This is a genomic window from Leucobacter triazinivorans (assembly GCF_004208635.1).
Taxonomy (GTDB): Bacteria; Actinomycetota; Actinomycetes; order Actinomycetales; family Microbacteriaceae; genus Leucobacter; species Leucobacter triazinivorans.
This window is the reverse complement of sequence record NZ_CP035806.1, coordinates 3,143,616-3,169,195: the sequence shown is the minus strand read 5'-3', so window position 1 is coordinate 3,169,195 and position 25,580 is coordinate 3,143,616. Positions and strand designations below refer to the sequence as shown.

Sequence of the window (25,580 nt, the reverse complement as noted above, 5' to 3'; positions counted from 1 at the left end):
GTCAGCCGAGCTGCTCCGCACCCCGTATCGTGGTGCTGTGAACAGACACTGGTGGCGCCTCGCGCCTGGCGGGGTGGTCTTCGGGGTCGTCTGCACGGTGCTCTCGCTCACGCCGTCGCTCCTCCCGCGGCCGGCGTTCTTCCAGGGGGCGATCGGCGGGGTCTCCTTCGCACTCGGTTATCTGCTGGGCGTGCTGCTCACGGCCCTCTTGCTGCGCGTGTTCATGCCCGCGCCCAGCGCACGCGCGACACGGATCGTGTGGTGGTGCGTCGGGGGCGCACTGGCGGTGGCCGCGGTGCCGCTCGGATTCGCGGTGCTGTCCTGGCAGAACGGGGTGCGCGCGGCCGTGGAGATGCCACCGCTCGACGCCGTGGACCCCTGGCGATTCCTGCTGGGCTTCGGAGTGACGGCGGCGCTGCTCCTCGTGATCGGCAAGGGGTGCCGGGGCCTGTTCCTCATGATCCGCGCGAGGATCTCTGCGCCGCTCGCCGTGCTCGCCACGGTCGCGGCGGTGCTCGCAGCGGCCGTCGGCGTCGGCGCGCTCGGCATGGCCGCGGTCGACCGCATATACGCGGAGAGGAATACCGCCCCGCCCGAGGACGCACAGGAGCCGGATTCCGCCTTCCGCTCCGCGGGCGAGGGATCCGGGATCAGCTGGCAGGATCTCGGGCGTCACGGCTCCCTGTTCGTGGGCGGCGGCCCGGCCGCGGCCGAGATCGAGAAGGCAACGGGTGCCCCTGCACTCGAACCGATCCGGGTCTATGCGGGCCTCGCCTCGGCTCCCGACGCGGCATCGCGGGCCGAACTCGTCGTCGCGGAGCTGGAGCGCACAGGTGCCTTCGAGCGCGAGTGGTTGGTCGTCGCGACGACGACGGGCTCCGGCTGGCTGGAACCGCAGACGGTCGACGCGTTCGAGTACCTGCACGGCGGCGACACGGCGATCGCGTCGATGCAGTACGCCTACACGCCGAGCTGGGTGTCGTTCGTGTTCGATCCGGACGCCCCCGTGGAATCGGCGACCGCGCTGTTCGACGCGGTGCACGCGCGATGGTCGGAGCTGCCGGAGAGCGAGCGGCCGAAGCTCGTCGCGTACGGTCTGAGTCTCGGCGCGCACGGCACGCAGGCCGCGTTCTCAGGCGTCGACGACCTACGCGCCCGCACCGACGGCGCGCTGCTGGTGGGCAGCCCGAACGGATCCGAGATGTGGCGCGGGCTGCAGGCTGCACGAGACGCGGGATCGCCGGCCTGGCGGCCGGTGCTCGACGGCGGACGGGCGGTGCGGTGGATGTCGCGGGAGGGCGACGAACGGCTCATCGACGCGCCGTGGCAGGATCCCCGCGTGCTCTATCTGCAGCACGCCACCGACCCGGTGACCTGGCTGGGGCCCGAGCTGATCTGGGCGCCGCCCGAGTGGCTCGACGCGGAGCAGCGAGCCGAGGATGTGAGCCCGGCGATGCGGTGGATGCCCGGCATCACGGCGGTGCAGCTGGTCGTGGACATGTTCATGGGCGAGTCGGTGCCGGCCCGCCACGGGCACAACTACGGGGATCTCGTGCTCACCGCGTGGACGAGCGTGACCGACGACGGCGGTCTCGACGGCGCTGCGCTCGCACGGGTGCAGGCGATCCTCGAGTCCTACGCCGATCCGATCGACCCGGCATTCGAGTAGCCGCTTTCCGTCATCCTGCGCCCGCTCAACCAGCCGACTCAGCCGTCGACCCCTCGGCTCAGCGCTCCTCCGCCGCGCGCCGCACGACCTCCGCGAGCTGTTCCCACGCCTCTTCGGTCGGATCGACGAGCGCGTAGGAGGTCGGCCAGAATCCGCTCGCGTCATCGAGCCCGGCCAGCGCGCTCACCCCGAACGTGGAGTACCGCTCTTTGTCCATCTGCCCGCTGCGGAAGAACACCACCGGCTTGCCGCCCCGCGCGTAGCCGGGCTGCCCGTAGTACAGCTTGGGCGCGAGATCCGGCGCGACGGTCGTGACGATCTCGTGCACGCGCTCGGCCAGCTCCCGGTCGCCGTCGGGCATCTGCGCGATCTTCGCGAGCACCTCGTCGGCTTTGGCGGCGGCCTTCTCGGCCCTTTTTGCGCGCTTCGCCTCGGCCTTCAACTCGGCCGCGCGCTCCTGCATCGCGGCGCGCTCCTGCGCGGAGAATCCGCCTGCGGTGGAGTCCCTCTTCGTCATGCTCGTCGTCTCCTCCGGGGTCGGGGTGAGCCGGTGTCTCACGGGTGATGCATTTCACGCTAGCGGCGGCGGCAGCAGCGCCGCTTCTCGATTCCTGATCGCTTCGGTCCCGAGCCCGCTGCGCCGTCCGCTACCGCCGCCCGGTGAAGCGGTCCATCGACGAGTACACGTGGAAGACGCGATCCGCGATCACGTCCCAGGCGCGCGTGGGCAGGATCCCGCGCAGCGCCATGGCGAGCTTCACCGTCCACGGCTTCGAGACGATGGGTCTGCCCGCGATCATGCCCTCCCAGGCGGCGCGGGCCGCTCTCGTGGGCGTCATGATCGGGGTGAGCAGCGGGCCGCGGGCGCCCGCGAACATGCCGGTGGAGATGTAGCTGGGGCAGAAGGTGGTGACGGCGACGTGGCCGTGCCCGTCGCGGGCCAGCTCGAGCCGCAGCGAGTCGCTCCAGCCGATCATCGCCCACTTCGAGGCGGCGTAGACGCTCATGCGCGGATTGGCGAGCGTGCCCGCGGCCGAGGCGATGTTGAGGATCCGCTTCGGCCGCGACCGGTCGGCCATCATGGCGGGCAGCACCTCGCGGGTGAGCCACATGGGTGCGAGCGTGTTGATGCGCATGGTGAGTTCGATGTCGCGCTCGGGATCGTGCTCCCAGAAGAGGGCGCCGCGCACGATGCCGGCGTTGTTGACGAGGACATCGGGATCGCCGAGTTCGTCGACGGTGCGCTGCACCGCTGCGCGCACCGCCGCGCGATCTGAGACGTCAACGGCGAAGGCGCGCACTCGGGTGCGCGGGCCGTCGAGCTCGGCGGCGAGCGCGGTGGCTCGATCCTCGTCGACGTCCCACAGCGCGATCGCGCCGGCGCCCTCCTTCGCGGCACGGCGCGCGTACAGCTCGCCCATGCCGCGCGCGGCCCCCGTGATGAGCACGACGGAGCCGGGGATGACGGGGGTGTTCTGCGGTGTTCGCGACATGCTCACACGCCCGCCGGCGGCCAGAGGCCGAGGATCAGCGCCATGACCAGCACGGTCACGAGCTCGTGGGCGATGTTCATGATGGTGAGCGCGGAGGGCCGCCCCTCGAAGGCATCGTGGGTGATGAAGCGAGCGGCGGTGAACCCGGCCCAGAGCACTGCGCCGGTCAACAGCGCGGACATCACGAAGGATCCGCCGTAGAACTCGAAGGCGATCCAGATGGCGCCCGCGAATACCCACGCGGTGATGAAGCTGACGATCACCGTGACGACGATGGGCCCGACTGCCGACTTCGCGTCGCCACTCAGGTCGACCTTCGCGAGCCGCGCCCACGTGTTGCCGAACACCTTCGGGGTGTACCAGATCGAGCCGACCACCATAGTGGAGATGGTCGCGACGATCACCGCCCAGTAGTTGATCTCAGGGATCATGACTGACTCCTTTCGGCGTGCCCGCCTCGTCGTCGAGGCCGGTGGGTCTCATGGTAGTGGCCCGCGGCGGCTTGGTGTCGGAGGCTCGGGAACGTTGCGCGATGGCGTCTCCGGACCGTGTCGCTTCGCTCACAGACCGGTCTACCCGCCCAGTTGTGCACAGATTCCTCAGTTCCTGGTTCCTATCGCCTCCCTGTCGCGTAGAGTCGACCCAACAGCGCACGCATCGAGCCGCAGAAGGAGGAGCAGGAATGTCGAACGAGACTCTCGCCGTGATTCTGAGCGCACTCGGTCTGCTGATCACGCTCGGCGGCGGAGCAGCCGCGGGGCTGGCATGGGTAGTGAGACGGATCGACGCGAGCGAGACGAAACTCGCCCATCGGATCGACGCCGTCAACACAACGCTCACCGACCGGATCGACGGGTTGCAGGGCGAAGTGACCGAAGTCAAAATCGCGATCGCCCGACTCGAAGGGCGAGCTCAGCCTCCCCGTATGCTCACGCGCTGAAATGATGCACTGACATCGCGAAGTCCCTTGCGTCGGAGCGCTTCTTTGTCCAGGGGGTAGTCGTACCAGGATGGTCACGCGTACCGTGGCGGTATGGATGAGCTGATCGAACTCGTATCCCCCGAGCAACTGCCCGAGGAATCATCGACGCGCTTCCTGCTCGGCGGAAACGCGGTCACCGTCGTGGCCGAGGATCCGCACTGGTGGCGGTTCCCCGAGCTGGGGGTCAGCCTCATGCAGCACGACTTCTCGGCGGCCACCGCGTTCGTCGTCTCAGGCCACGGGCCGGGCGGCTCCTTCCTCGAGACGCTCGCGGTGCTCAGGGAGATCGCGCAGCACGCCTCGTCGGGGAGTTCCGCATGACCCGCTACGTGTGCACCCTGTGCGGCGCCGACGCAGTCACCGTCTCCCCCGATGGCAACACCCTCCCCCGAGCCGCTGAGGTGCTCGTGCCCGAGGTGACGCACTGCTCGAATCCGGCGTGCGCGAAATCCGATCCTCACCTCGCGAAGCGCACCGACTTCACGCGGGTCGACGAGGAAGACGGGGAGCACGCCCACCCCGCACATGAATAGCCACCGGGCCCGCTTCCACGAGGTCGTCCGGCACCACGCGGGTGCTGCGCAGCTGCGCAGCTACGCAGCAGCGCCTACAGGATCTGGCGCAGGTTCGTCTTCGCGAGATCCACGATCTCGTCGCCTCGCCCCGAGAGCACGGTGCGCAGCGCATACAGGGTGAAGCCCTTCACCTGCTCCGCCGAGATCGAGGGCGGCATCGAGAGCTCCTGGCGATCCGTCAGCACCTCGACCAGCGCAGGGCCGGTGTGGGCGAAGGCCTCGCGCAGCGCCGATTCCAACTCGTCGGATTCCGAGACCCGCACCGCGTGCAGTCCGATGGCACGGGCGACGGCGGAGAGATCCGGATTCTTCAGCTCCGTCGCTGAGTTCACGAACCCGGCGGCCTTCATCTCGAGCTCGACGAAGTTGAGCGAGGAGTTGTTGAAGACCACGATCTTCACGGGCAGCGGCGCGTTCTGGTCGAGGGTCAGTAGTTCGCCCAGCAGCATCGCGAGGCCGCCGTCGCCGGCGAGCGCGATCACCTGACGGTCGCGGTGCGCGGCCTGCACGCCGATGGCCTGCGAGACGGCGTTGGCCATGGATCCGTGGCTGAAAGAACCGATGAGGCGGCGGGCGCCGTTCATCGTGAGGTAGCGCGCGGCCCACACCACGGGCGATCCCACGTCGGGGATGAAGACCGCGTCGTCGGAGGCGAGCTCATCGATCAGCCGGGCCACGTACTGCGGGTGGATCGGCTTGCCCTCGCCCGCCGGCGTCGCGAGCTCGTCGAGCCGCTTGCGGGTCTTGCGGTAGTGGTCGACGGAGCCGTCGACGTGCGAGCGGCTGCGGCGGTGTTTCAGCAGCGGCAGGAGCGCCGTGGCGGTCTCCCCCACGTCGCCCACCAGCCCGAGGTCGAGCGGGGTGCGCCGGCCGAGATTCTCGCCGCGGATGTCGACCTGGATCTTGACCGCCTTCTCGGGGAAGAACTGCTGGTACGGGAAGTCGGTGCCGAGCATGAGCACCGCGTCGGCCTGCTCCATGGCGCGGTAGCCGGAGGCGAAACCGAGCAGTCCCGTCATGCCGACGTCGAACGGGTTGTCGTACTCGATGTGCTCCTTGCCGCGCAGGGCGTGCACGACCGGGGCGGCGAGCTGATCCGCGAGGGCGACCACCTCGTCGTGTGCGCCCGCGACCCCCGCGCCCGCAAGGATCGTCACCCTTTTCGCATCATCGAGCAGTTCGGCGGCGCGCTCGAGTTCGGCCCGACTCGGGATCACCCGCGGCTGCGACGGGGTGATGGTCGTGACGGTGTCGTCCGCGGCGTCGGCCAGCGCGACGTCGCCCGGGATCACCACGACGGCGACACCCCGCTTCTCGATCGCGGTCTGCATCGCGATGCGCAGCACGCGCGGCATCTGCGAGGGACTGGAGGCGTGCTCGACGTAGACGGAGCACTCGCGGAAGAGCTCCTGCGGGTGGGTCTCCTGGAAATAGTTGGAGCCGATCTCGTCGCTCGGGATGTGGGCCGCGATCGCCAGCACGGGCACGCGCGAGCGGTTGGCGTCGAAGAGCCCGTTGATGAGGTGGAGGTTGCCCGGTCCGCAGCTGCCGGCGCACACCGCCAGCTCGCCGGTCGTCGCGGCCTCGCCCGAGGCGGCGAAGGCCGCGGCCTCCTCGTGCCGCACGTGCACCCACTCGATGTCCGAGGTGCGCAGCGCGTCGGTGAAGCCGTTGAGCGAGTCGCCGGGGATGCCGTAGACGCGGTGCACCCCGTTCGCGGCGAGGGTATCGACGATGTTCTGTGCGACGGTGACCATGACTGGGCCTGCCTTCCTGCTCCGTCACTCCATCCTTGCCGGGGCGGCGCCGGTGGGGCAAGGGGTGCGGGTGGGGTGGCGCAGCACGGTCGCGGGTGCTACCGACGTTGGTGCGTGCCGCTGCCGCTGCCGCTGCCGCTGCCGTTGCCGTTGCCGTCGTGCACAGCGCCGCGGCAGGATGGGAGAGTGACCACCTCGCTGCTCCTGATCGCGGATACCCACGTGCCGGCGCGCGCGAGGCGCCTGCCTGCCGACGTGCTGGACGCCGTATCGTCTGCGGATGCGGTGGTGCACGCCGGTGACTGGGTCAACGTCGCCACGTTGGATCTGCTCGAGTCCCAGGCACGTGTGCTCTACGGCGTGCACGGCAACAACGACGACGCCGAGCTGCGAGCTCGGCTGCCGGAGGTGGCCCGGTTCACGGTCGAGGAGCTCTCGGTGGCGGTCGTGCACGAGACCGGGGCGGCGAGGCGGCGCGAAGAGCGCATGGACGAGGCGTTCCCGGGCGTCGACCTGCTCGTCTTCGGGCACTCGCACATCCCCTGGGACACGGTGTCGCCGGGCGGCATGCGGCTGCTGAACCCCGGCTCCCCCACCGACCGCCGGCGCCAGCCGCGCTGCACCATGATGCTGCTCACGGTCGACGGACGCGACGTCGATGTGCGGCTCGTGACAGTGGATCGGGATCGGTGACGAGATCGGGCCGATCCCGCGATCCTGCGAGCCCGTGATCCTGCGTTCCTGCGATCCTGCCTTCCCGTCTTGGCACAGTGCTGATCTGCCGCCGTGCAGCCTTACTGTCGTGCCGCCCTACTCCCTCACTGCGGGTGGTGGGTCTCCCCGTTCTCGAGCATGGTGAGGATCTTCGCGAGGCGGTTGCCGCGGGTGGTGGCGTTCGACGCGGTCATGAGGCGGTGCAGGATCGCGTAGCGGTTGGCACCGTTGAGCGACGCGAACATGGCCTCGGCTGTCTCCGATGCGGCGAGCGCGGCAGCGAGATCCTCGGGCACCTCGGCTTTCGCGGAGCCGGCGTAGGCGCGATCCCAGCGCCCATCGGCCTGGGCACGGTCGATCTCGGCCTGGCCGCGCTCGCGCATGCGCCCCTGCGCGATGAGTTCTTCGACGAGCCCGATGTTGCGCTGCGACCACATCGACGCGCGCCGCCGCGGGGTGAACCGCTGCCGGAAGGTGGCGGCGTCGAGGCTCCCCTTCTGCCCGTCGATCCACCCGCTGCACAGCGCCTCCTCGAGGGCCTGCGCGTAGCTGAGTGTGGTCGGCTCGGTCGTTCCTTTCTTCGCGAGCACCAGCCAGACCCCGTCGGAGGAATCCTCGTTCGCGTCCAACCAGGCGCGCCAGGCGGCGGCGTCGGAGAGAGTGAGGAGCTCGGGAAGCGAGGACTGCTGTGCGGTCATGGATCCATCGTAGGGAGTTCGGGAGCGACGCGTGAGGGTGCGAGGATCCCCAGCGACTCCCCCGGCTTCTGGTGCAGCGTGCAGCGCGCCACCCCGAGCATGGCTGCGGCAACACCGCTCAGCGCACATCGTGGTTCTCTCTATACACTGCAGCCACGCTTCATCGAGAAAGGAACGCTCATGACCGAGAACGCGGGCAATACAAGCGGCAACGACAGCAACTGGTACGAAGAGTTCAAGGTCAAGGGCGACGAACTCATGGCCAAGGTGCGCGAGATCATCGAGGAGGGAAACGCTCGCCGGCTCTACATCAAGCGGGAGAGCGGCGAGACGCTCTTCGAGATCCCGCTGACCGCCGGCGTCGCCGTCACGGCTGCGAGCGCCGTGCTCGCCCCGATCCTCGTCGCCGTGGGCGCCGTCGCTGCGCTCGCCACGAGCCTCACGATCGGAGTGGAGCGTAGGGGATCAGACGATGGTGACGATGAAAGCAGTTCGGAGTCGGGCGCGGCGGAGTAGTCGGGTAGGTCAGGCGCGAACGCTTCCGGTTGCAGCAATGGGTTCAAAGCCAAGCGTGTTCCGCCACCTGAACGCCGGACTCGAGCCAAGAACAACTGACGAGCTCCGGGAAAATCGCTCCCCTGCCAAAATCTGGCCAGAAACCGCGTGTTTCTGCGGATTTCATGGCATCAGTTTACCGGTTGTTACCGGCCGATACCAGCCAATCTGGTGACCTCGGGACGGGTTTCTGGTGACCATTCTGGTGAGCACAGTTACCCGTGATTGCAGTTCGGTAGATACCAGCGCTTAAGACTGTCGCTACTTCGACACCCAACTCAAGTGGGCTACAAAGCTGCCCCACATCCCGTTGCCTTGCGTTCACGGCGCTTGTCGCATCTTCTGGCGCTTGGGTCGACCAGCAACAGGCTGAACGCCGCGTCGCTGACGAAGAAGGTTCTCATCCCTGGTGTTCTCGCGGACTTCGAGTCGGCTCAGAATCCGCTTCTCGGTCTCTGGCGTCCAATACACTTCGAGATGCTTACGGGCACGCGTGATCGCCGTGTAGAAGATGCTGTGAGAGATGTTCTCTTCGTTGGCGTCTGTGATGACGACTTTCACGGAGTCATACTCCAAGCCCTGCGCCTTGTGGATCGATACCGCGTAGGCGATCTGAAACGGCACGAGCGTGTTGACCGTGTCATCATCGGCGTCGGTGTCGCCTCGCTCGAAAACGTCGAACTGCACCACCGAGCCACTAACCAAGCGGAGTTCCGAGAATGAGACTTCCGCCGCCGTCACGTCTCGCTCGATGTCCACATCGAACGTAATCCGTCCTGGCGCGCGGTCAATGTCGACGATCTTGCCCCTCATGTTGTTGAAGATGACAGGGCGGAAGCGATCCGTCTCGTTGAAAAGTACTGGATCGCCTACCTTGTAAACAGCCTCTCCCCAGGTCACGGGTGGACTCGGGTTGCTCGCTTGGAGGAAGCGGTTGACGTTGTTGATCCCGTAGAGGCCGTCATAGTTGAGACAGAGCACAATCTCGTCATCGCCATGCCGGGCGAAAAGCGACGCACCCAACACCTTCGAGTAGCCGTTCTTAGCCAGCGACTCCTCGATGCTGTCGTCGAGCTTGCGGACGCGATCCCACAAGGTCAGGAGAGCCTGGTCAGTGGTACGGAACGGGTGCGTCAGCTCGTGCACGGACCCCTGCGGGATGTACGAACGGATCGCGCCAAACCAGTTCCCAAACTCGATCGACTCAATCTGATAGACATCCCCGACGAGCACCAGCAGGTCGAAGGAAGTATTCTCCAGCACCTGCAGGAAGCTGGCATTACCGACGGTGCTGCACTCATCGATGACGACCACGTCGAAATGAACGGAAGAGCTCCAGTCTCCTCTCACGTGCTTGGCGATGGTACTGAAATGCGTGTTCGGTGCGTCCACTCGTCGTTTGAGATTATCGACGGCTGGATTTGTATGCGCGAGGAAGAGCTTGCGTTCGTTTTCGAAGTAGTTCGCGATGTGGTTGACCATCGTCGACTTGCCCGTACCGGCTGCGCCATAGATCAGCGCTACCTTTGATCGCGCAAACAGGCCCTTGAGCGCATTGGCTTTGAGGCTGTCGTCGACCTTCTTGGGGTCGCCATCGGGGAGCCGGGAATTGACGTCGAGCCATGACTGGACATCCTCGGTGTAGTTGTCAATCCCCTCGGAAGCTACTTCCTGCAGCTTCTCAATGATACTGACGGTGTCATCCTCGTAGCCGGTGATAAAGACGTGCCCATTGGCACGTTGCAACTTTCGAGGCGCGTGCCGCGCAGTCGGCGGCAGCAAATTGTTGTGCCGACTGATGAGATCATCGATGTCACCGAGGTCATCGAGATCGGTCTCGGGCGTGTAGATCATGCCGTGTTGCTCGACATTGTTGCGCACGCGTCTCGCTAGCAGCTCGTGCTTCCGCGTCGATGAGTCGATACTCTCCGCTAGGTCCACAAACCGGGGGTTGTGGCTCCGCGGTGATGTGCAGAACGGCATGGCGTCGAAGGGACGGCAACCGTGTGAGACATGCAAGTTCGATAGTGGCCCGCATTCGTCCATCTCGTACTGCGCCTTCAGGATCTGGTTATTCATCCTGAGCATCAGGTAGCGCAGCAGGCGCGTACCGGGACGATTGCGCCGGACAATCTCTCGTGCGGCGTCGAGCACTGGGAAGATCTGCGGCGTGCGCTGTGCGCTGGTGAGCGCCCAGGTCTTCACGCTGTCGTATGCTGCATCCGGGAGATCTATGAGGTCGAGTAGGCTGTGGCCGGTGCTCGTGAGGTATTGCATCAGGTTGCGATACTCGACGTGTCCCGATTGAACTCTCCCCTGCTGCCCGACGAGCCGCGCGAAGTTATCAACTTCACAGGGCCGGATTGAAACGGACCAACTCCGGATGATGATGATCGGCATTGTCTGACCGAGCACGTCGATGGAGTCACTTGCCAGCTCGAGTTTGGCGGCGTACTTGTTGGTTACGTCGATGTCTGTGAAGCCAATGACGCGATCGAACTTGCTGGTGCGGTTGTGGGCGAGACTGAACGTGACCTCATAGTAGATGCGACCGTCGATGAAGAACGGTCGGGAGCTGTTGATGTAGTACCGCTCGGTTCTTCCGGTCAGCAGGTCGTTCTTCGTGACATCAATACGAGCCGCGATCTGCTCGTAGTAAGCAGTAAGTGCAGGATCCTGGTGGAGCGGGAACTGCTCCAAGTTCTGGAGGATCTCGATACCCAACTCACGCTTTGCAAGATCGCGCGTACGCAGTAGGTACTCGTAGTACTTGAGCATTAGGCGCTCGGAGGGATCGCGGTCGAGGGTGTAGTGCGAGACGCTGATTTGCAGCATTCCGTGGAACCGGGCGAGGAGACGAAAGCGCGCACTCGCCTTTGCGGCATCCCGCGCGGTGTCGAACTGGGTCTGATAGTTGAAGGCGACTGAGGGGCTTGGGACGTGTGCCCAGACAATCAGGCCCTCGACTAGGTCACGCAGATACTGCAAAACGTTCTGGGACAAGAATCCGCGATCCGTCGTGACCAAGGCGATGTTGCTATCGATGGCACCACTCGCCGCACGTACCTGTTCTTCTACCGTGGCCATCTGTCGCTACTTCTCCCCGCGGTGGGCAGGCTCGACGGCAGCCGGAGCTACGGCGGAAGCATCGCGCGGTGGTCGCGGATGTCGAATCGGGCTGCGTCGCCTCATTCGGTGCTCTCCTCTTCGTCTAAGCGGAGGATCTGGCGAGCGATGCCCGTCAGGTCCCGTTTCCCTCCGACAACAATGTCAATTTCACCGCTGTAGATATCGTTGTGGTCGCGGGCAGTCAGCTCCCAAGTACCGTGAATCGAGGTCAACGAGTGATCAGCCACGATCAGCACGAACTCGTCTTCCTCCGACTCGTACGTTCCGCGGGGCCGCAGCTCGCGAACGTCGAGATCGAGTTCGACAGAACCACCGTTGCGGTAACTGACGGATGGTGGGTTGTATTGGCTCGCGCTCGACGGGACGTAGTTCGCCAAATGGGCGTAGTTCAGAATATCAAGGGTCCGTCGCCACGGCCCCCATGCTCGTGGAGGGGCCGGCAACTCTAGGTCGGAGAAGTCGTCCACCCACTCCGGCTCGCTGTAGTCGAAGGCAAAGACTTCGCCTTCGAGATGAAGTTTCATTTCGACGTCATGGAAGAAAGTTGTGGTTCGGTTCGTAACGCGAATAACGGTCGGGACAAGCTGACTCGCAGCAATCTTGGGTAGAGCAGCCTCCCATGCTTGCCGGAAGTTCTCCTCCCAGCGATCGATCGACGCCAGATACTCGTCCTCCGTCCGGTCTTCGGGCTCAGCCAACAGATCACCTCCGACGGAGGACAGGCCCTCAAACGCCGCCAGGTATCCCGAGATCCCGTTGATACCCTTGATCGAAGCAGTCGTTCCCTGCTGAGGGGCTGGCTCCTTTAGGGGCAACGCTGCAACCAGACGCTGCCTCTGTCTGGCGAGGTACTCGTCGATAGTTGCCGCCTTGTTGAACATCACGGAGGCAACCTCCCCAATGACTTCAACAGCGAAGTCGACTTCCAACGGAGCACCCGTCAAGCCTCGTTGAATGAGGAGGTCGACCTCCTCGGACTTCGCTTCCCGTGTCTCACCGTCGGCGCGAATATAGATGCGTCCGTCGGTGAGAGACTCTCCGTTTGCACGGCAGGGGAACGGCCCTTGTCCGGGCGCGGGAGGATCGACCACCACCACGAGCACCTGGTTGTCCGACCCCTCGACCGGCACCCAGACGATGTCCCAGCGAGGCCCTGCGGCACCTACGTACTGCTGGATGACCTTGGATATCTCCATCATCTCGACGGGATGGATGCCGGTGATCGCATCCTTCGCCACGCCGATGACCATGACGCCACAACCCTCGAAAGCAGCCGCCGCTACATCCGGCATGCGGTTCGCAGCACCGAGGATGAACTTGGCAACCTTTTCCTTGTCTCTCTTCGTCGATAGGTCGAGCGTGCTCTTCAGTTCGAGGTAGTGACGCTCTGCCAGATCACCTTGATCTGCAACTGCCAGCACAAGCGCCTGCGCGGCCAGGACACCTCTCGGTGCTCGGCTCAGATCCAGTTCACTCACTCTCCCTCCGATCCCACTCTTCAGCCGCCAGCGGTGCCCCGTTCAGCTCGTCCCGACGCGCTCGCCAGTCGGGCATGTGTAGATCCATGAGTTCGATGAAGCGTGCGTCGTGAGTGCGCTCGATGAAGTGGATCAGCTCGTGAACCACGATGTACTCGAGGCAGCGCGGGTTCTTCTTCGCCAGTTCGGGGTTGAGCCAGATGGAGCGTGACTCGGGGTGGCAAGTGCCCCACTTGGTCTTCATATGGCGCACGACGACCTTGGTGTCCTCCACGCCAACGAGCGGCTGCCACTTGGTCAGCAGCGCCGGAGCAGTGGCTTTGAGTTCCTTGCGATACCAATGGTCAAGCACTGCTCGGCGCTGGTCTTCGTCGTAGTCCGCCGGGGTTGTCAGCCAGAGGGTCTTGCTGGCCACGGCGACCTTCGATCGTCCATGCCGCGAGATGTCGAGACGTAGGCGCTCACCCCACACGTAGTGGGTCTCGCCCGAGAGCATGCGGCGCTCAGTCTGGCGTTCTGCGTTCTGGAGTTGCTCGCGTTGCCGCTTGATCCATGGCAGACGCTGCACGACGGCCAGGCGGATTGCGTCCTCATCAACGCGGTGTGGTGCCGCGACACGCACACGTCCGACTGGTGGGTAGACGGAGATGTGGAGGTTTTTGATGTCCTTGTAGACGACATCGATCCCGAGCCCGGCGACGGTGAGGTAGGCGTTAGCGGTACTCATCGCGCGCCTTTACCAGCTCAAACAGTTCCTCGAAGCGGTCGAACCCATCAGGGAGTGCGCGACGCAGCTCGCGGGCGAGGGCGCGTTCCTTCATGCGGTTGCCGACCCAGCCGTATTCTCTCTGGCGCGTCACGGTGTAGTCGATCACGATGGCGAGATTGGGATCAGCGAAGTGGAAATCGACCAATGCACGCTGTGCACCGTTCCTTGCCCATTCGGGATAGACCGTGTCGGACTCCTTCTTGCCGACTTTGGCCGCAAGCTCGAGGATCTGTTTCAGGTAGGCCTCATAGTTGAGGGCGTCCTGACGGCGTTGTTCGATCAACGCGTCGAGCAGTTCGGACATCCGGTCGTAGTAGCGCGGGTTCAGCGCGCGCTCGTCGACGATCGTCTTACGGACGTTATTGACGATCGTCTCCGCTGCCGCTTCGGGGTTTTTCTGGATGTTCGGCGGTAGCGTGTTCAGAGCGTCTTCGCCGCGCTCGACGATCAGGTCGACGAGTCCCTTGTCGAAGGTGGCGACCACCTCGGAAGGGTCGGCCTGGATGTAAGTGTCCAGCAGCGCGCGCATGCCTGCCTCGAATTGCTTGACGTCGATGTTTTCGCCGGCACCCAGCTCGACCTCATCGCGAACAGCCACGAAGTGAGTCACCTCGTTCTTGACTGCTGCAGCCTCAGCGACCGAGTAACCCGCCGCTTCCATGTCGTTGGCGAGCGCCGTGTAGGCGCGAACAAGGCTGGAGACGCTCTTATACAGTTCGACGCGCTTGACCTCGTTGGCTTTGATCTGAGCGGCATCTCCCGGCACCGATGCCACGAAGTAGTGCTGGTACTCCAGCGTCCCTTTCGGCGGCGCGACGGGCTCGACCAGGGCGCGGATCTTCTCCAGCGCCTCGTCAAGATCTTGGCGACCCTGCTCGACGCGATCCTTGAGCAGCCCCTCGACGTCCTTCTCTTCGTAGCCGTCCAGAGCACCCGAGGTGTAGTCGGTGATCGCGGACTCCAGCGAGTTGAACAGGTCACGGTAGTCGATGATGTAGCCGTAGGTCTTGTCGTCTCCGTCCAGGCGGTTGACTCGGCAGATGGCCTGGAACAGGCCGTGATCGCGCATCTTCTTGTCGATGTAGAGGTACGTGGCGCTCGGGGCGTCGAACCCGGTCAGGAGCTTGTCGACCACGATGAGCAGGCGCATCTGGCCGGGCTCCTCGATGAATCGGCGCTTGACCTCCTTCTCGAACTCCTCGATCCGTCCGACAGCCTCGTCGGCAGACACACCGAAGAAGTCGGCTAACATCTGCCGGTAGATGTCGTACTGGCGTAGCTTCTCGGTCGCCCCCGCACCGGAGTCTTCCTTGGAGATGTCGCTCGGGTTCGGCACGTAGCTCGTGACGATGGCGACCTTGTCCTTGAAACCGGCGTTGACGAACATCTCGTAGAACTTGCACGCTTGGTAGATGCTCTCACCCACGAGCATCGCGTTGCCGCGGCCGCTCACCAGGCGAGGCTCGGTCTCCATGTCCAGCAGGATGTCCTGAACGATCTGCTTGGCCCGGGGCTCGGCGGACACGACCTTCTGCATCGTGCCCCACTTCTTCTTGAGACGGGCCTTGCTGAGGTCGGTGAGGCCCTTGGTCTTGGCCTCGAACCACTTGTCGACCTTTCCCGGGCTGGTCAGATCCTGCTCAATGTTGCGCGCCTCGTAGCGCAGGTCCAGCACGACGCCGTCCTCGACGGCCTCGTCGAACTTGTAGGTGTGAATGAACGAGCCGAAGGTCTCGATGCTGGTCGCCTTATCGGCCTTGATCAGCGGTGTTCCGGTGAAGCCGATGAACATCGCTCCGGGCAGCAGTTCCTTCATCGCCCGGTGCATCTTGCCTGACTGCGTGCGGTGCGCCTCGTCGACGAAGACAAACAGGTTGCCCTTCGGCGTGAACCCGGCAGGCACGCGCGAGCGCAGCTCGGCGATGAAGTCCTGGCTGTCCCGGTCAACGTCGCGGTCGTCGTCGCCACCGCGGAACTTGTGGACGAGGGAAGCCATCAGCCACGGGTCGTGCTTGTTGATCTGCGTCAGCAGGTCCGCGCCGGAGGTCGTGCGGTAGATGCTCTCGTTGACCCCGCCGAAGACCTTCTCGATCTGTTCGTCAAGCTCGGTGCGATCGGTGATGATCAGGACGCGCGACTCCGGCTGGTGTTCACGGATCCACTTGGCCAGCCACACCATCGTCAGGCTCTTGCCCGACCCCTGGGTGTGCCAGATGATGCCGCCCTCGCGCTTGGCGATGCGCTCCTGGGCGGCCTTCACACCGAAGAACTGGTTGTGGCGTGCGGTCTTTTTCCTGCCCGCGTCGAACACCATGAAGTCGTGGATCAGCTCGAGGAAGCGATCCTTCGAGCACATCTGCAGGATGGCCTTTTCCAGCGGCTCGGCCACATCGATGCCGACCGTGCTGTGCTCGGGCTCCTTCCAGGCCAACCAGTACTTCTCCGGCGTCTCGATCACGCCGTAACGCAGCCCCTCAACGTCATTGCCTGCGAACACGAGCTGAACGGTCGAGAAGAACGGCCGGATGAAGTCTGCCCGCTGGTTGCCGATGTTCTGGCGGATGCCCTCGGTGACGCTGACCTTTGAGCGCTTGAGCTCGATGACCCCAAGCGCCAGGCCGTTGACGTACAGCACGACGTCGGGGCGCTTGTTGTGCTCGCCCGCGATCGCGACCTCTTCAGCCACGACGAAGTGGTTGGCCTCGGGGTTCTCCCAGTCGATGAGCCAGACGGTCTCGAACTGATCGCCCACGCCACGCTTGACCTTCACGCCGTAGCGCAGCAGGTCGTAGACCGCACGATTGGCCTCGTACAGCGTGCGGGCGCCACCAACCGATGCAGCCTTGGAGAGTTCGTTGATGGTCTTGCCGATGATTTCCTCGTCGTAGCCACGGGCCAGCAGGTTGTCCCGTAGGTACGTCTCCTCGATGTTTGAGTTCGCCGCGCGGTCTTCCCAGTTGCCTCCGTACTCGTAGCCGAGGCGCTCCTGGAAGAACGTGACTACCCGGTTCTGCGTCTTGCGCTCGACCTGTCCAACCGTGCTCATGCTGCTTCCTCCCTGGTCTGCAGGCGAGTGCGCCCGGTCAGCAGCTCCTGCATCATGCCCTGCTTGATGGCACGGGTAGCTTCGAGACGGCGCGCGAGAGCTTCGACCTCGATCTCTGCGTCCCGTACCGCCTCGGAGATCGCTGTCTGCTCAGCAACGCCAGGCAAGTTCAACTCGATGCGGGAAATGTATGCACGAGTAGTCGCGAGAACCTTCGTACCGGCAGCGAGCGCCAGGAGCTGCGCCCTGAAGTCAGCCATAAACTGCAAGTACGCCTTGAACCCATCGGCAAAGACGCGCTTATCAAACCTGGCAGCGATCGTGTGCAATCCCGGAATCACTCCCTCATCCGGAACGCCTGTGATCTCAACCGACTTGCCGACACCGTCTGGATCCTCGGAAGCATCAGCGAATACGAGGTCACCAACCTGGAGTAGTCCAGCATTGCGCGCGAGGAGCCTAGGTGCCCGAGGCATATGCTCCACCGAAGCATCCAATGTAGAGGCGCTTCGAGTATGGATGTCGCCATAGTGCAGGTAGCGGAGCGGGGACGACGAGTCGAGCTGAGCACGTGAGAGCGCCACGTTCTTCACATAGGTGACGTGGTCCCCGAGCCTTATGACTCGCCACGGCTCCGCGAAGCCAGGCAAGCGCCTCTTGCCAGTCAGGAGCTCCTGCATCATGCCTTGTTTGATCGCGCGCTTCTTGGCGATTAACCGCTCCAGCGAAGACATCAGGGAGTCGACATCTCCTAGGGCCGCGCCGATCCTTTGCTGCTCATCCACACCTGGCACCGGAACCAGTAGGTCTTTGATCTTTGTCAGGGTTAGACGCGTAATAGCATTTCCAGACATTGCGTCAGTGATCTGACGCTGCCCATCACCGGACAGGAAGTACTGCAGAATAAACGGCTCTACGGAGAGCTTCGGATTTGCTCGGATGAAGGCGACGCTTGAAAGGAGACTTATCTCTTCGTTGAACGTGTTGAGCGCGGCATTGCCCGTATTTGCTCCGTCCTTCGTCAGCAGGACATCACCGAATCTGGTGTCCGCGCGCCGGTAGATCTTTTCGTGTTCCTCGAACGAGATCGTGTCCACAGAATCGAGTCGGAGTTTACCGAATCCGATGTTCTTGGACGTGATGTACTTGAAGCCTCCTCCGCCCAAGCGGGGCGAGAAATGAGTGCCATCTTGGATCTTGTTTGCGACTTCCGCCAGCCGCCTGACTGGGAACGAACTCGCTGTCATACGCCGACCCCCATCGCAGCCAAATGAGCCGCGACCTTCGCGGTCAACGCCTCAACCTCAGCGTCAAGGTCGCCCACGGTCTGTTCGTAGCGAGCGCCGAGCACGTTCAGGCGCTGTACGAGCTTCTGGATCAGCGCGGCTCGTTCTGCCTGAACTCCGGCAACCACGCGGCCACCCCACTTGTCGTGGATGACGAGGCTCTGGATATCGGCAGTGGTGAGCTGCGAGTACCGCGTGAGCGTCAGTTGGTCAAGCTTGATCCGGGCTTCCTTGACCGCCTTCTTCGCGGCGGTCTCAGCCCTGAACAGGCCGATAACGTGGGCAAGGGCCTTGATCTCGTCGCTGTCAGCGCCCTCTGCTTTGGCAGCCTTCAGTCGGTCAGTGACTGTTTTGTTGGTGACCTTGCCATCGTCATCGGTTGCGTCGAGCAGGAGTCCTTCTTCGACGGCGTGCTCTTCGACGTACTCCTCGATCGCCTGACCAGCAGCCTCCACAGTTGCCTCCAGCGCGTCGAGGTCGGCCTGCTCCTTGGCGAAGTAGCGGGCAACGATCAGCTCGGGCGGTACCAGGTCCATCACCCAGCGCTGTGCTTTGACGCCGGTGCCGAACGTGATGTGCGCCGACTCGTACTTTGGCTTCTTGTTCTTGTCGTACCCGAGGATGCGGGCAGCGCGCGGCTTGGCCGCGCCGTCCCAGCCCTCGCTCATGATCAGGGCGACGTCGTCGTGCATGACGTCGTTCCAGTAGCTAATCAGCTGTTCGTACACCCCGTACTCGTCGAGGAGGGGCTGTGTGCGGAACTCATCCAGCAGGCTGTCGCCAAGTTCCGCAATCAATTCTGAGGGGCGGGTGGCGGGCGTAATGCCCTGTAACGCTCCTTCGTGCTCGTTCCACCAGCGATTGACCGAGCCGTTGGTGTTGCTCACGAACGCTGCGTATTCGCCGGATCCGGTGATCGCGGTCTGAATCTCATCGTTGTCGATGGCCAGCTCACTGTAGCCATCGCGCAGCGGCTGGAACAGAGCGGTGCGCAGGCTCGGGAAGGCGTTCCAGTAGGGCTGGAGTGCGTCGAGGTCGCGGTTCGGAATCCCGCCCTTAAGGTGGGCGTGCAGGTCTTGGATGTCCTCGGGTTCGGAGCCGTCGATGTAGCGAGGAATGTTGAGGTTGTAGTCGTTCTTCGGGTCGGTGATCTCGGCCAACGGTACCATGCGCGAGTAGCGCTCGATCTCCTTCTGGTAAACAAAGGCGTCGATGATCTGGTGCATGTCGCGCGGGCGAAGGCGGTTCTTGTTACCATCCTTGGCAAAGCCCCTGCTCGCATCGATCATGAAGATGCCAGTCCGACCGACGGCACTCTCCTTGTCGAGCACGATGATGCAGGCCGGGATGCCAGTGCCATAGAAGAGGTTCGCCGGCAGGCCGATGATTCCCTTGATGTAACCGCGCTTAATCAGTTCCTTGCGGATGGTCGCCTCGGCGTTGCCGCGGAAGAGCACGCCGTGCGGCAGGATGACTGCGCCCTTGCCGGTGCTCTTGAGGCTCTTGATCATGTGGAGCAGGAAGGCGTAGTCGCCGTTCTTCTCAGGCGGACGCCCGTAGCCGTCGAATCGGCCGTACTCATTCTCCAGGCCGTTGTTCCACGACTTCACACTGAAGGGCGGGTTGGCGACGAGGTAGTCAAAGGTCTGCAGTTCGTTGCCCCGGAGGAACTGCGGGCTCGTGATCGTGTCGCCCTGACGGATCTCCGCCGTCCCGTTCCCGTGGAGGTGCATGTTCATCACCGCAAGAGCGCGAGTGGCGTTGTCCTTCTCCTGGCCGTAGATCGTCAGCCCGTTCGGTGCGGCGTCGGCCACCTTGAGCAGTAGCGAGCCAGACCCACAGGTCGGGTCGTAGACGGTTGCCGACTTTGGGGTGTCCGGCTTGATGCCGACGAGCGCAGCCATGACACGCGAGACTTCGGCCGGCGTATAAAACTGGCCCTTGCTCTTGCCCGACTCGCTGGCAAAGTGACGCATCAAGTACTCGTAGGCATCGCCCAGCAGGTCGTCGCCCTCAGCACGGGAGCCGGTGAAGTCGAGGTCCTGGAAGATACCGATCAGCTTGGTCAGGCGGTCAACGAGCTCCTTGCCCTTGCCGAGCTTGTCCGGGTCATCGAAGTCAGCGTTGTTGATGACGCCTTGCAGGTCGTTGGCGTCGGCAAGCCTGCGGATGGCGACGTTGACCTGCTCACCAAGGTCCGGCTTGCCCTTCAGCACGACCAAGTCGTCGAACGAGCCGCCCTCGGGCACCTCAACATCCGCATAGGGGTCGGCCTTGGCCTTGTCCGAAACGTACTTCACGAACAGCAGCGTCAGGACGTAGTCCTTGTACTGACTGGCGTCCATGCCGCCACGGAGTTCGTCCGCGCCCGCCCACAGCGAGCTGTACAGATCCGACTTTTTCAGCGCCACAGAGTGCTACTCCTTCGCGCCCTTGGCGCTTCCGTACCTCAGTTGATCCTTCTTGATGCAGTTTATCGGCGAGTCACGTTTGGCACTTGATCCCGCCCTCTCAGTAGTCGTCCAGATCGCACTCCAGATGGTGATGGCCGAACTTTTCGTGGATTAAAACGCGTACGTCCTCGGGTCGTTGCACCGTGAAAGCCACGTCTACGATCTCGGAATAGACACGAGTGCAAGCCTCTTTCAACGAAACGCGCCTTGAGTCAGGCACCATCCTCATGATCCCAGCAGGTCTCGCGCGCCAGGGCTTCCTCACATGGCACATGCGAACGTCGAAGTTCCATCTTGAACCTAAGTACATGGCTGATCAGATGCGATGGCTACAGTTTTCGCAACCGCTGCTGCATTATCTGCATCGCGCTCGAGGGCGAGCCCCGGTTGCCCCGTTGCAGCTTTCCGCTGCGGCAACGTGCGACCTCACCCCGGAACTTGCAAGCTACCGCTGACGTAGGGGATTTAGATTGGCCGTCGAAGGCATTCGACGTATTCGATGCGGTGGGCCGATTGCGCAGACTACAAGCCAGGAGCAACGATGATACACAGACATTTCCTCGTCGAGAGGTCACCACGGCTATCGCGCGCTTGCGCTCCGATCTGGTCAGCCGCTGGGGAATCGAAGAACTCGCACGATAAGTTGCGGAGTCTCCCCCACATCCGACTCGGCTCTTTCCCTTCCCAAGTCGGCTTCTCGCCTGCCGCGGGCATTCGTTAGATCCTCGCCGCCACAAGGGTACCTGTGAGTGAGGCGGGTACTGCCGTAGGCGAACTCCCACCACGGCGCGGGACTTGGTTCCTCCCAGCGAAGGAACTCTCGTATGAAGAGCCGACAGCGCCATGACCGATGCGGGTGAGACGTGATATTTGCCGCGGCAATGCCCGAACGGTCGATGATTGCCGATCGTGTGAGGGAGAAACGCTAGGATGAACCTCGGCAAAGTTTCCGGAGTCGGCGGTCGCTCTTCAGCAGCAGGAATCCGTCCGCGAGCACGCGAGCACAGGTGCCGCTGTGTCGAGTCAGAAGACGGAGCCTGCCGTTGGGCCTCGTGCGCGGGGTGTCGTCGCGGCACGTCGCCGCGAGCGGCCCAGCGGAGCGCATTCCTCGGAGCCGAGGACTCCAAGAGTGTGAAGCCTACCCAACTGGCGGCTAGGGTTTGTGCGCTCTCAACTGGCTCGAGGTACGCGCCAACGAGTCCGGCGGCGTGGATCGAGTGACGGGAGCATTGGTCGAGAGTTCGACAGCGTTCGATGATTGCGACGGTCAGGCTTCGGTGACCCTTGCCCCGCCGAGGGCGGCACGCTCACTCGATCCCGGCGCGAGGTTGCTCGTTTCCTACGGCGTGCATTGCGCGTGCAAGGTCATCCCCAGCTCCTGTCCTTGCGAGTACGGTGCAGCGTGTGCCGCATCCAGCTCTGCAATCCTCGTTGCAATATCTCTTGCAGTGATCAGAACCATGATGATGCGCGCGACCGACGCTCCATGCGCGAGTGAGCACCCGGTAGGAATGCAGCGCACTCAAGTGCGTCAGATCGGTATCTACAGTGGCCGCTCTCATTGCGCTCAGCGATGGGGAGCACATTTTGAGCTTCAAGGTTCCGGGCCGTCTATGCTATGACCCCTGCGGCTCTGACGAGATCGGCCGTACCCGCGTTGATGAAGCGAACACTCCCAGGATGAGCACAGGAAGAAATCTGCGCACCTTGGATCGGTTCTGGAGAGTTCACGGGGGTGCCGAATCGGCACACCCGCACTCTGCTCGCCGAAAGCTAGAATCTGAGCCTTCTGCGGTGGTGCCGATTCGACACAACCACCCGATCTCCCTGAAAACTCGAGGAACTGGGCAACCTGAATCGGTTGCGGTTCCAGCACCCTAGCTCCGTTCCGAAAGTACGTCAACAGCAAGTTATCGACACCGTAGCCACTTTCGAGCGCCGTGAAGAGACAGGAGAGAGCGGTGTAATGCACGGATCACTGTCGGACGTCAGAGCTAACCTCGCTCCATGGAAGAAGAGCGATTCGAGCACTGGTGCGAGGCCTGTGGGTCAACTGCGATCCTGACCTCCGAAGAGGCCTTCGATGCAGGCTGGGATTTCCCGCTCCGAATGGGCGCATGGGGTGTGGTGTCGCCGCGCACCTGCGGCGATTGCGGCATCGAACAGACACTCTGGTGGGCGCTCACCGTCGAGAAGAAGAGCATTGACGACTGCACGCCGCGTCAACGGCAAGTGCTCGCACGAATACTGAATGAAGTACCCGATTAGGGCAGCAGGTCGATCATCTGCGGTCGAGCCTTCATTGCGTGAATCACCAGCTCATTACCGCTATCGAAGACGAGAACGACCGTCTCTAAGAGTCGACCGCGAGTGTCGAAGCCGAGCCGCAACTGACGCGCCGGGCTGTTCTCATCGAGATCCTCGATCCACACTGCCCATGTCGCCGCCTGAATCGCGTCTTCACGGAGAACACCGTGCTTCAACGCCGAATCGTGAACGTTCACGCTGCCGACAGATGAAGCGCTTCGCGGATGACTTCTGAGCGTGACTTGCCCTCACGCTCTGCGCGCTCATCGATCGCGGCAATCTCTTCAAGGGTGAGCCGGAGCGCGACCACCTGAGACGGCTCAGCCCCGCGACCGGGGCGTCCGCGACCACGCTTCTTCAACGCCGCAACGTCATAGCCGGCTTCGGCTTCGGCGGCCCAGGCTGCGATCTGTTCCTCGGTGACGGGAACCCCGTTGATCGTCTCGCGCTCGCACATGCCATTAATGTATAACGAAAATACTGGCTGGGCAAGAGCTCCCTTCGCATGGTCAACTCCCCAGGATCTGGTCGAGCACGTCAACCGTGATCGGGTCGACCTCCTCGGCGCTGACGACGTAGCTGGTTCGCGTGATCTGCTCGTTCGCATGCCCCAGCAGTCGAGACGCGAGCGTGAGGCCCGCCGCGCGCTCGACGAGTGTCGCGGTCGTGCGGCGGTAGATGTGCGTCGAGTATTGATCGACCTCCACGCCGAGTTCTTCGAGGGCATCGCGGTTGTCGTCGACGAAGGAGCGCAGGAGGCGTTCGTAGTTGCTGACGCTGATCGGGTTGCCGTTCTTCGTCGCGAACAACAGTGCCTCCTTCCCCCGACCCGCCAGCGCGAGACGACGACGCACCGCACCCGCCGACAGTGCCGGGAGCGCCACCCGACGGCGCTGCCGCGTGCGCTTGGGCGAGTTCTTCCGATGGATGCCCTGCTCCTTGGTCTGCACGATCGTGCCGCCGATGAGCACCGTCGGCGGTGACACGGTCATGTCCACATCGCACCGCCGCAGGCCGATACACTCACCCACGCGGGCGGAGGTGCCGAGCATGATGTCCATGCCGTCGATGAGCGCCCGGTAGTCGGGGCGCGGACCGTTCCCTGGCTTCACGCGCCACTGCTGCATGAGCTCGCGAATCCCGGCGATCTGCTCGGGCGTGAGGATCGAGGTCTTCTTCTCTGGCAACGGCAGCCGCTGCACATCTCGCACCGGGTTGAACGGGATCGCATCATCCCGCACCACGTAGCCGCAGATCTGTCCAAGCACTGCGCGGACGCGGCGGGCGGCGGAGACGCTGCGACCCAGCATGATCGCCTGGATGATTCGGTCGCACCGCCCGACGGTCAATGCGTCGAGGGTGATTCCACCGCACTGCGGCAGCAGCACGCAGCGCACGGTTCCCGAATACGACTCGTACGTCGAGAACGTCAGCGATCCGGCAACCGCTCGCGCTCTCACCTGTTCCAGCCAAGGCACGGAGGCTTCGGCGATCGTGTTCGCACCCGTGAGCCCGAAGAACGACGAGGTGCTGAGTGCTTCGACCTTGCGGCGCAGATCGATCCGCGCCGCTTCTTCGGTTGTGGCGACGGCGACGATCTGATGGAGTACCCCGGCGTCATCTCTCGCTCTCGCGCGAGCCCGAATCTTGCCTTTCGCAAGCTTCGTGATCTGGATCTTGCCGACCTCTCCGGCGCGGATGCGGGGCCTACCCACGGCGACGCTCCTTCACCCAGGCGAGCAGTTCCGCCTGCTCGTAGCGGACGTGCCGACCGAGCTTCACCCACGGCGGGCCGGAGCGGGTGAGTCGCCAATCCTCGACTGTGCGGACGGGCACGCGCAGAAGATCGGCGACCTCACGCTGGGTAAGGAAGACGGGGGTGAGGGGTGGCAGGAGATCTATACCGGGCAGGTACGTCTCCGACCAGGAGCGTCCGGCAGCAACCGGCACTCCCCCGCTGAGAAACCCACGGTTGGAGGCAACGGGAGGGTTTCTGGTGACCAAAGTGGTAAAAATGCCCGAAACGGGCCGAACCACGGAGTGGGCGGATGGGCTGTGTAGCCGCGGAATCTCGCCAGATTTATGGCTGGGGTACCTGGACTCGAACCAAGAACAACTGAGGGCGTAGTGTCGTGGCAAGGCCTCGGAGCGGAGGGAGTCACGAAATGGTCGAACTCATCTTGGTGCGGCACGCGAAATCGGACTGGGGCGTTCCCGGGCTCGACGACCATGAGCGGCCGCTCAATGGGCGGGGCGAGCGCGATGCTCCCCTGATGGCCGAGCGGCTCGCTCAGACGAGCGTCGAGGTAGAGCGCATCGTGTCGAGCACGGCCGTGCGGGCGCGGACGACGGCTGGCGTGTTCGGGGTTGAGCTGGGGGTCGAGGTTGAGCTCGATCCGGAGCTGTATGCCGCGCCTGGATCGACGCTGCTGGCGAAAGCGGTCGCGACCGGTGCGGGTTCCGTGATGGTGGTGGCGCACAATCCCGGAATCTCCGATCTTGCGGCGCGTTTTTCAGGTGGCGGGATCGAGCACATGCCGACGTGTGCCGTGGCTCGGTTCGAGTGGGATGCCAGGGGTTGGGATGAGGTCGGGGGCCGGGTGGCGGATCGGTGGGGGTTGGATACGCCGCGGTAGGGCAGCGGCGGGGTTCGACTCGCTTCGCTCACT

23 protein-coding genes are annotated in these 25,580 nt (G+C 63.7%); 8 read left to right on the top strand and 15 right to left on the bottom strand.

Annotation, left to right across the window (positions count from 1 at the left end; all coding sequences use genetic code 11):
• The first annotated feature begins 37 nt into the window (after positions 1-37).
• On the top strand, positions 38-1,669 hold the full coding sequence (locus tag EVS81_RS14285) for an alpha/beta hydrolase (RefSeq protein WP_165384277.1): 1,632 nt from the start codon (positions 38-40) through the stop codon (positions 1,667-1,669).
• Between the two features lie 58 nt (positions 1,670-1,727).
• On the opposite strand, the gene EVS81_RS14280 is transcribed toward EVS81_RS14285, so the two are convergent.
• From EVS81_RS14280 to EVS81_RS14270, 3 genes are all read right to left on the bottom strand, one after another.
• Positions 1,728-2,186, bottom strand: a complete 459-nt coding sequence (locus EVS81_RS14280) for a DUF1801 domain-containing protein (protein WP_130110963.1) — start codon at positions 2,184-2,186, stop codon at positions 1,728-1,730.
• 130 nt (positions 2,187-2,316) lie between these two features.
• Positions 2,317-3,162, bottom strand: a complete 846-nt coding sequence (locus EVS81_RS14275; RefSeq protein WP_130110962.1) for an SDR family NAD(P)-dependent oxidoreductase — start codon at positions 3,160-3,162, stop codon at positions 2,317-2,319.
• Positions 3,163-3,164: 2 nt separating this feature from the next.
• Positions 3,165-3,593 carry a DUF1761 domain-containing protein gene (locus EVS81_RS14270; protein WP_130110961.1) on the bottom strand — a complete coding sequence of 143 codons (429 nt, stop codon included), beginning with the start codon at positions 3,591-3,593 and terminating at the stop codon, positions 3,165-3,167.
• Between the two features lie 251 nt (positions 3,594-3,844).
• Between EVS81_RS14270 and EVS81_RS14265 the strand changes: the two genes are divergently transcribed.
• From EVS81_RS14265 to EVS81_RS14255, 3 genes are all read left to right on the top strand, one after another.
• A complete protein-coding gene (locus tag EVS81_RS14265) occupies positions 3,845-4,102 on the top strand; it encodes a hypothetical protein (protein ID WP_130110960.1) in 258 nt (85 codons plus the stop codon).
• A 93-nt stretch (positions 4,103-4,195) separates the two neighbouring features.
• Positions 4,196-4,465, top strand: a complete 270-nt coding sequence (locus tag EVS81_RS14260; protein ID WP_130110959.1) for a hypothetical protein — start codon at positions 4,196-4,198, stop codon at positions 4,463-4,465.
• Positions 4,462-4,677: a hypothetical protein gene (locus tag EVS81_RS14255; RefSeq protein ID WP_130110958.1), complete on the top strand. Its 216-nt coding sequence runs from the start codon at positions 4,462-4,464 to the stop codon at positions 4,675-4,677. Before EVS81_RS14260 ends, EVS81_RS14255 begins: the two co-directional genes overlap by 4 nt.
• A gap of 74 nt (positions 4,678-4,751) precedes the next feature.
• Here EVS81_RS14255 and poxB read toward each other — a convergent pair whose 3' ends face one another.
• Positions 4,752-6,476, bottom strand: a complete 1,725-nt coding sequence (gene poxB, locus EVS81_RS14250) for a ubiquinone-dependent pyruvate dehydrogenase (protein ID WP_130110957.1) — start codon at positions 6,474-6,476, stop codon at positions 4,752-4,754.
• 186 nt (positions 6,477-6,662) lie between these two features.
• Between poxB and EVS81_RS14245 the strand changes: the two genes are divergently transcribed.
• Positions 6,663-7,169 carry a metallophosphoesterase family protein gene (locus EVS81_RS14245; protein ID WP_130110956.1) on the top strand — a complete coding sequence of 169 codons (507 nt, stop codon included), beginning with the start codon at positions 6,663-6,665 and terminating at the stop codon, positions 7,167-7,169.
• 125 nt (positions 7,170-7,294) lie between these two features.
• Here the strand turns inward: EVS81_RS14245 and EVS81_RS14240 are convergent, their stop codons facing one another.
• A complete protein-coding gene (locus tag EVS81_RS14240; protein WP_130110955.1) occupies positions 7,295-7,888 on the bottom strand; it encodes a YdeI/OmpD-associated family protein in 594 nt (197 codons plus the stop codon).
• A gap of 180 nt (positions 7,889-8,068) precedes the next feature.
• Between EVS81_RS14240 and EVS81_RS14235 the strand changes: the two genes are divergently transcribed.
• Positions 8,069-8,404 carry a DUF4342 domain-containing protein gene (locus EVS81_RS14235; protein WP_130110954.1) on the top strand — a complete coding sequence of 112 codons (336 nt, stop codon included), beginning with the start codon at positions 8,069-8,071 and terminating at the stop codon, positions 8,402-8,404.
• 360 nt (positions 8,405-8,764) lie between these two features.
• Here EVS81_RS14235 and EVS81_RS14230 read toward each other — a convergent pair whose 3' ends face one another.
• The 6 genes from EVS81_RS14230 to EVS81_RS14205 form a co-directional block, all read right to left on the bottom strand.
• Positions 8,765-11,530: an ATP-dependent DNA helicase gene (locus EVS81_RS14230; RefSeq protein ID WP_130110953.1), complete on the bottom strand. Its 2,766-nt coding sequence runs from the start codon at positions 11,528-11,530 to the stop codon at positions 8,765-8,767.
• 101 nt (positions 11,531-11,631) lie between these two features.
• The gene (locus EVS81_RS14225; protein WP_130110952.1) at positions 11,632-13,050 is read right to left on the bottom strand and encodes a hypothetical protein; all 1,419 of its coding nucleotides are present in this window, start codon (positions 13,048-13,050) and stop codon (positions 11,632-11,634) included.
• The gene (locus tag EVS81_RS14220; protein WP_130110951.1) at positions 13,043-13,777 is read right to left on the bottom strand and encodes a M48 family metallopeptidase; all 735 of its coding nucleotides are present in this window, start codon (positions 13,775-13,777) and stop codon (positions 13,043-13,045) included. Before EVS81_RS14220 ends, EVS81_RS14225 begins: the two co-directional genes overlap by 8 nt.
• A complete protein-coding gene (locus EVS81_RS14215; protein ID WP_130110950.1) occupies positions 13,764-16,865 on the bottom strand; it encodes a type I restriction endonuclease subunit R in 3,102 nt (1,033 codons plus the stop codon). The genes EVS81_RS14220 and EVS81_RS14215 overlap by 14 nt, the downstream gene beginning before the upstream one ends.
• Positions 16,862-18,112: a restriction endonuclease subunit S gene (locus EVS81_RS14210; RefSeq protein WP_130110949.1), complete on the bottom strand. Its 1,251-nt coding sequence runs from the start codon at positions 18,110-18,112 to the stop codon at positions 16,862-16,864. Before EVS81_RS14210 ends, EVS81_RS14215 begins: the two co-directional genes overlap by 4 nt.
• Positions 18,109-20,562: a type I restriction-modification system subunit M gene (locus EVS81_RS14205; RefSeq protein ID WP_130110948.1), complete on the bottom strand. Its 2,454-nt coding sequence runs from the start codon at positions 20,560-20,562 to the stop codon at positions 18,109-18,111. Before EVS81_RS14205 ends, EVS81_RS14210 begins: the two co-directional genes overlap by 4 nt.
• A gap of 2,049 nt (positions 20,563-22,611) precedes the next feature.
• On the opposite strand from EVS81_RS14205, the gene EVS81_RS14200 reads away from it, so the two are divergent.
• Positions 22,612-22,872, top strand: a complete 261-nt coding sequence (locus tag EVS81_RS14200) for a hypothetical protein (protein WP_130110947.1) — start codon at positions 22,612-22,614, stop codon at positions 22,870-22,872.
• On the opposite strand, the gene EVS81_RS14195 is transcribed toward EVS81_RS14200, so the two are convergent.
• From EVS81_RS14195 to EVS81_RS14180, 4 genes are read right to left on the bottom strand one after another with little or no spacing between them, the layout of a single operon-like run.
• Entirely contained in the window at positions 22,869-23,108 is a 240-nt protein-coding gene (locus EVS81_RS14195; RefSeq protein WP_130110946.1) for a toxin, read from the bottom strand. The two genes, EVS81_RS14200 and EVS81_RS14195, sit on opposite strands and share 4 nt — an antisense overlap.
• A complete protein-coding gene (locus tag EVS81_RS14190) occupies positions 23,105-23,368 on the bottom strand; it encodes a ribbon-helix-helix domain-containing protein (RefSeq protein ID WP_130110945.1) in 264 nt (87 codons plus the stop codon). Before EVS81_RS14190 ends, EVS81_RS14195 begins: the two co-directional genes overlap by 4 nt.
• A gap of 52 nt (positions 23,369-23,420) precedes the next feature.
• A complete protein-coding gene (locus tag EVS81_RS14185) occupies positions 23,421-24,626 on the bottom strand; it encodes a tyrosine-type recombinase/integrase (RefSeq protein ID WP_130110944.1) in 1,206 nt (401 codons plus the stop codon).
• Positions 24,619-24,747 carry a helix-turn-helix domain-containing protein gene (locus EVS81_RS14180; RefSeq protein WP_240739870.1) on the bottom strand — a complete coding sequence of 43 codons (129 nt, stop codon included), beginning with the start codon at positions 24,745-24,747 and terminating at the stop codon, positions 24,619-24,621. Before EVS81_RS14180 ends, EVS81_RS14185 begins: the two co-directional genes overlap by 8 nt.
• A gap of 329 nt (positions 24,748-25,076) precedes the next feature.
• On the opposite strand from EVS81_RS14180, the gene EVS81_RS14175 reads away from it, so the two are divergent.
• Positions 25,077-25,547 carry a SixA phosphatase family protein gene (locus EVS81_RS14175; protein ID WP_130110943.1) on the top strand — a complete coding sequence of 157 codons (471 nt, stop codon included), beginning with the start codon at positions 25,077-25,079 and terminating at the stop codon, positions 25,545-25,547.
• Positions 25,548-25,580 lie beyond the last annotated feature (33 nt).

Coding starts and splice junctions, on each gene's coding strand:
- EVS81_RS14235 (WP_130110954.1), top strand. CDS start 8,069: ATGACCGAGAACGCGGGCAATACAAGCGGCAACGACAGCAACTGGTAC.
- EVS81_RS14215 (WP_130110950.1), bottom strand. CDS start 16,865: ATGAGCACGGTTGGACAGGTCGAGCGCAAGACGCAGAACCGGGTAGTC.
- EVS81_RS14240 (WP_130110955.1), bottom strand. CDS start 7,888: ATGACCGCACAGCAGTCCTCGCTTCCCGAGCTCCTCACTCTCTCCGAC.
- EVS81_RS14220 (WP_130110951.1), bottom strand. CDS start 13,777: ATGAGTACCGCTAACGCCTACCTCACCGTCGCCGGGCTCGGGATCGAT.
- EVS81_RS14270 (WP_130110961.1), bottom strand. CDS start 3,593: ATGATCCCTGAGATCAACTACTGGGCGGTGATCGTCGCGACCATCTCC.
- EVS81_RS14255 (WP_130110958.1), top strand. CDS start 4,462: ATGACCCGCTACGTGTGCACCCTGTGCGGCGCCGACGCAGTCACCGTC.
- EVS81_RS14175 (WP_130110943.1), top strand. CDS start 25,077: ATGGTCGAACTCATCTTGGTGCGGCACGCGAAATCGGACTGGGGCGTT.
- EVS81_RS14200 (WP_130110947.1), top strand. CDS start 22,612: ATGGAAGAAGAGCGATTCGAGCACTGGTGCGAGGCCTGTGGGTCAACT.
- EVS81_RS14210 (WP_130110949.1), bottom strand. CDS start 18,112: ATGACAGCGAGTTCGTTCCCAGTCAGGCGGCTGGCGGAAGTCGCAAAC.
- EVS81_RS14280 (WP_130110963.1), bottom strand. CDS start 2,186: ATGACGAAGAGGGACTCCACCGCAGGCGGATTCTCCGCGCAGGAGCGC.
- EVS81_RS14260 (WP_130110959.1), top strand. CDS start 4,196: ATGGATGAGCTGATCGAACTCGTATCCCCCGAGCAACTGCCCGAGGAA.
- EVS81_RS14265 (WP_130110960.1), top strand. CDS start 3,845: ATGTCGAACGAGACTCTCGCCGTGATTCTGAGCGCACTCGGTCTGCTG.
- EVS81_RS14190 (WP_130110945.1), bottom strand. CDS start 23,368: ATGTGCGAGCGCGAGACGATCAACGGGGTTCCCGTCACCGAGGAACAG.
- poxB (WP_130110957.1), bottom strand. CDS start 6,476: ATGGTCACCGTCGCACAGAACATCGTCGATACCCTCGCCGCGAACGGG.
- EVS81_RS14230 (WP_130110953.1), bottom strand. CDS start 11,530: ATGGCCACGGTAGAAGAACAGGTACGTGCGGCGAGTGGTGCCATCGAT.
- EVS81_RS14275 (WP_130110962.1), bottom strand. CDS start 3,162: ATGTCGCGAACACCGCAGAACACCCCCGTCATCCCCGGCTCCGTCGTG.